At 60.5% G+C, this 4640-nt stretch carries 7 protein-coding genes; 1 reads left to right on the top strand and 6 read right to left on the bottom strand.

From position 1 onward, the window contains the following. From merD to AACR77_RS07455, 5 genes are all read right to left on the bottom strand, one after another. Positions 1-229 (bottom strand): mercuric resistance transcriptional repressor MerD (gene merD, locus AACR77_RS07475; RefSeq protein ID WP_042880659.1); only part of this gene is annotated, 229 nt, incomplete at its 3' end. A gap of 17 nt (positions 230-246) precedes the next feature. After that, complete coding sequence (gene merA / locus AACR77_RS07470; protein ID WP_000105636.1) at positions 247-1941, bottom strand: mercury(II) reductase; 1695 nt, start codon at positions 1939-1941, stop codon at positions 247-249. A gap of 51 nt (positions 1942-1992) precedes the next feature. Then, positions 1993-2454: an organomercurial transporter MerC gene (gene merC / locus AACR77_RS07465; protein ID WP_000082530.1), complete on the bottom strand. Its 462-nt coding sequence runs from the start codon at positions 2452-2454 to the stop codon at positions 1993-1995. Then, positions 2451-2726, bottom strand: a complete 276-nt coding sequence (merP, locus tag AACR77_RS07460) for a mercury resistance system periplasmic binding protein MerP (protein WP_000732292.1) — start codon at positions 2724-2726, stop codon at positions 2451-2453. The genes merC and merP overlap by 4 nt, the downstream gene beginning before the upstream one ends. A gap of 13 nt (positions 2727-2739) precedes the next feature. Further along, positions 2740-3090 carry a mercuric transport protein MerT gene (locus tag AACR77_RS07455; RefSeq protein WP_001294663.1) on the bottom strand — a complete coding sequence of 117 codons (351 nt, stop codon included), beginning with the start codon at positions 3088-3090 and terminating at the stop codon, positions 2740-2742. Positions 3091-3161: 71 nt separating this feature from the next. Here AACR77_RS07455 and merR point away from each other — a divergent pair, with 71 nt between their 5' ends. After that, entirely contained in the window at positions 3162-3596 is a 435-nt protein-coding gene (gene merR / locus AACR77_RS07450; protein ID WP_000429836.1) for an Hg(II)-responsive transcriptional regulator, read from the top strand. Between the two features lie 111 nt (positions 3597-3707). Here the strand turns inward: merR and AACR77_RS07445 are convergent, their stop codons facing one another. Continuing rightward, positions 3708-4415 carry a DUF3800 domain-containing protein gene (locus AACR77_RS07445; RefSeq protein WP_081999411.1) on the bottom strand — a complete coding sequence of 236 codons (708 nt, stop codon included), beginning with the start codon at positions 4413-4415 and terminating at the stop codon, positions 3708-3710. Positions 4416-4640 lie beyond the last annotated feature (225 nt).

Below are 4640 nucleotides of genomic sequence, written 5' to 3'. Positions count from 1 at the left end.
CCGCTGCGTCGAGCGCACGGCACAGCCGCGCCAGGGCATCCAGGCCGATACCCGCCTCGAAGGCCGCGCGCACGAAGCACAGCCGTTGCAAGGCCGCATCGTCGAACACGCCGTAGCCGCCCGTGGTGCAGGCCACCGGCCGTAACAAGCCGCGCACCAGGTAGTCGCGCACGATATGTACGCTCACCCCAGCGTTATGGGCCAGTTGCGATACCGTGTAGGCGCTCATCGCACACCTCCTTGTCCTCACCCGGCGCAGCAGGAAAGCTGCTTCACATCCTTGTTGAAGGTCTGCGCCGCGAGCTTCAACCCTTCGACCATCGTCAGGTAGGGGAACAACTGGTCGGCCAGTTCCTGCACCGTCATCCGGTTGCGAATCGCCAGTGCGGCCGTCTGGATCAGTTCGCCCGCTTCCGGGGCCACTGCCTGCACGCCGATCAGTCGTCCGCTGCCTTCTTCAACCACCAGTTTGATGAAGCCGCGCGTGTCGAAGTTGGCGAGCGCGCGCGGCACGTTGTCCAGCGTTAGCGTGCGACTATCAGTTTTGATGCCGTCATGGTGCGCTTCCGCCTCGCTGTAGCCTACGGTCGCCACTTGCGGGTCGGTGAACACCACGGCCGGCATCGCGGTCAGGTTCAGGGCCGCGTCACCGCCGGTCATGTTGATCGCGGCGCGAGTGCCGGCCGCTGCCGCCACATAGACGAACTGCGGCTGGTCGGTGCAGTCGCCTGCGGCGTAGATGTGTTCCACGCTTGTACGCATGCCGGGGTCGATGACGATAGCGCCTTGCGGGGTGAGCGTGACGCCCGTCGCATCCAGTGCCAGCTTGCGTGTGTTGGGCGCGCGGCCGGTGGCGACCAGCAGCTTGTCGGCGCGCAGTTCGCCGTGCGCCGTGGTGAGCACGAATTCGCCGTCCCCTTCACCATTGATATACGCGACCTGGCTGGCCTGGGTGTGTTCCCTCACCTCGATGCCCTCCATGCGGAATGCGGCCGTGACGGCTTCGCCTATAGCTGGGTCTTCGCGGAAGAACAGCGTGCTGCGAGCCAGGATCGTCACCTTCGCTCCGAGTCGGGCGAACGCCTGCGCCAGCTCCAGCGCCACCACTGATGAGCCAATCACGGCCAGGCGCTTAGGAATCGTCTCGCTGACCAGCGCTTCAGTGGAAGTCCAGTACGGAGTGTCTTTCAGGCCGGGAATCGGCGGCACGGCCGGGCTCGCGCCGGTGGCGATCAGGCAGCGGTCGAATGCCACCACGCGCTCGCCGCCGTCGTTGAGTTGCACGATCAGGTTGCGATTGTCCTTAAAGCGGGCGGAGCCGTGCAGCACAGTGATCGCCGGATTGCCCTCCAAGATGCCTTCGTACTTGGCGTGGCGCAGTTCATCGACGCGGGCCTGCTGCTGGGCCAGCAGCGCCGTGCGCTGGATGGTCGGCGTGGTAGCGGCGATGCCGCCATCGAACGGGCTTTCCCGGCGCAGATGGGCGATATGGGCGGCGCGGATCATGATCTTGGACGGCACACAACCGACATTGACGCAGGTGCCGCCGATGGTGCCGCGCTCGATCAGCGTGACACGTGCGCCTTGCTCGACGGCCTTCAGCGCCGCTGCCATCGCGGCCCCGCCGCTGCCGATGACGGCGATATGCAATGCGCCGCTGCTACCCGTCTTGTCGTTTCTGCCCAGCAGATCGCGCATCTTGTCGAGCAATCCGCCCGGCGTCGAAACTGAGGGGGCATCGGCCAGCGTGGCCCGATAACCGAGTCCAGCTACAGCGGCCGTCAGCGCGTCGGGTGACGTGCCGACCTCAATGGCGAGCTTGGCGCTGCCCTTGGCGTAGGAGACATCCGCTGATTGCACGCCGGGCACTTTCTCCAGGGCGTCCTTGACATGCACTGCGCACGAGTCGCAAGTCATGCCGGTGATTTTGAGAGTGCTCATACCATCGTTCCTTATTCGTGTGGGCCGCCGTGTCGCACGGTCAGCCGTCTTTCACAAGCGCTTGGCGGGGAGTTCGCAGCCGTCCGGTCCGCAACGGCGATGCGCCGGCGACACGAAGTCCCAGATCGACACCCCAATCATCAAGGCCAGGCCGACGTACATCAGGTTCGCCGTCCACCAGTTGCCGAGCAGCCAGACCGTGGCCGCAAACACGATGGCCGGGCCGATCATGCCGAGCAGACTGCGCAGCCATTGCCGATGACTGAACCAACCCAGCGCGTTCGCCAGGAAGGCCAGCGCGGCAAACAGCGGCAGCAGGCGGCTGATGAACAGTCCCTCGTACTGGCTCAAGAAGCCCAGCCCGATGGCCGCGCCGAAGCTGGCGAGGGCTGGAAAGCAGGCGGCGCAGCCCATCGCGGAAACGACGCTGCCGAGCGCGCCGGTTTTATCGGCAATGCGTGTCATCAGTCCCATGAAGCGGCTCTCGCTGTTGTCGTTGGCTTGCTGGCTCACTGCTTGACGCTGGACGGATAGCCGGCGTCTGCGGTGGCCTTGGTCAGCTTCTGTACGCTGGCCTTGGTGTCGTCAAAAGTGACGACGGCCTCGCGCTTCTCGAAGCCCACATCGACCTTGCTCACGCCTTCGACCTTGGAGAGCGCTTTCTTGACTGTGATCGGGCAGGCGGCGCAAGTCATGCCGGGAACCGCTAGCGTGACGGTCTGGGTAGCGGCCCACACCGGGGCAACAGCGGCGGCGAGGGCAAGGGAGGCAAACAGTTTCTTCATGATGAACTCCTGGTTAATAGAAAAATGGAACGACATAGGGAAATCCAAGCGCGACCAGGACCAGCACGGCCACGATCCAGAAAATCAGCTTGTAGGTGGCGCGCACCTGCGGAATCGCGCAGACCTCACCTGGCTTGCATGCCTGCACGGGCCGGTAAATCCGCTTCCAGGCGAAGAACAGCGCCACTAGCGCCGCGCCGATGAACAACGGTCGATAGGGTTCCAGCACCGTCAGGTTGCCGATCCAAGCACCGGAGAAGCCCAGGGCGACCAGTACTAGCGGCCCCAGGCAGCAGGTCGATGCAAGAATGGCGGCCAGCCCGCCGGCGAAGAGCGCACCGCGCCCGTTTTGTGGTTCAGACATACGTTGGCCCTTTTGAATTTGGATTGGATAGCGTAACCTTACTTCCGTACTCATGTACGGAGTCAAGCGATATGGAAAATAATTTGGAAAACCTGACCATTGGCGTTTTTGCCAAGGCGGCCGGGGTCAACGTGGAGACAATCCGCTTCTATCAGCGCAAGGGCCTGTTGCGGGAACCGGACAAGCCTTACGGCAGCATCCGCCGCTATGGGGAGGCGGACGTGGTTCGGGTGAAATTCGTGAAATCGGCACAGCGGCTGGGGTTCAGTCTGGACGAGATTGCCGAGCTGTTGCGGCTCGACGATGGCACCCACTGCGAGGAGGCCAGCAGCCTGGCCGAACACAAGCTCAAGGACGTGCGCGAGAAGATGGCCGACTTGGCGCGCATGGAAACCGTGCTGTCTGAACTCGTGTGCGCCTGCCATGCACGAAAGGGGAATGTTTCCTGCCCGTTGATCGCGTCACTACAGGGCGAAGCAGGCCTGGCAAGGTCAGCTATGCCTTAGCGTGCTTTATTTTCCGTTTTCTGAGGTGCCCCCAAACAGCAGAGAAAAAACGCCCCCAATCACCGCCAGAGGCAGTCATCAGAATGAGGTCAGGTAGCCATACAGGTTGCATCACCATCCACCCCTGCTGCACCAGACCATCAGATTGAACTTGCTCTCTCGCAGAAGGGTATTGTGCGTCAGCTTGTAACCACTTCGTTGCCGTATTCTTTCAATCAACGCCAGCTTGGCTTGGCTGCTGGTCAACCCTCGATGCAGATAGCTCAGGGCTCCGATCAAAAGATCCGCAACTTGCAGCAACTCGGCTTCATGAGAGTGGATCCGCTGCACCCGATGAATGATTTTCTTCGAATAGTCATACGTGTTGTTGCACAACACATCATGCAACTTACTGATCTTCTCATGCCCCAAGGTATCCTTGATATCGATATAGACTCGATAGCCATTCTGCGGTTCAAAGATCGTCTTCAACATGACGAAATACATTTTGTAGTACCAGTCGTCATGACTCTGCCCAAACGCTTCATGATTTAGCTGTGACTTATCCGGGATAACCAGACCACGAAAGTGAAGGTCATCATCATCGAAAAAGTAATCCAGCAGATCACGATAAAAGGTGAGTTTCGACTGACTAACCTTGGTCCACTTCACCTCGAAATCCGGCGCCAGCCCGTGCTTTTGCTTGATCTCGCGCAAGCGACGCACAATCTCGTGGCGCTTATCCAGCGGACACCACACAGCCCCGAGCACCATGGCCGATTGACCATCGTTCTCCAGATGGCAGGACTCATCGCAATAGACATTAAATATGCGGCTCATCAGGCAAGGGCTCCTTCCACCAACGACTCGGCCAGGGCAAGCTGGGTCTGCTGGCTGGTTTGCAGGCGGGATTTTAGTTGATCGCAGAGGGCCATTAGTTCATCCACTTTGGCGACGATGCGATGCTGTTCAGCTAATGGCGGTACAGGCAATACAATTAGACGACTCTTTGTAACAGATATATTGTATGGAGATTGTATTCACCTGACAGTTGCCCACAAAAGG

Source organism: Aeromonas sp. ZOR0002 (assembly GCF_963866995.1).
Classification (GTDB): domain Bacteria; phylum Pseudomonadota; class Gammaproteobacteria; order Enterobacterales; family Aeromonadaceae; genus Aeromonas; species Aeromonas caviae.
This window is presented reverse-complemented; position numbering and strand designations above follow the sequence as displayed.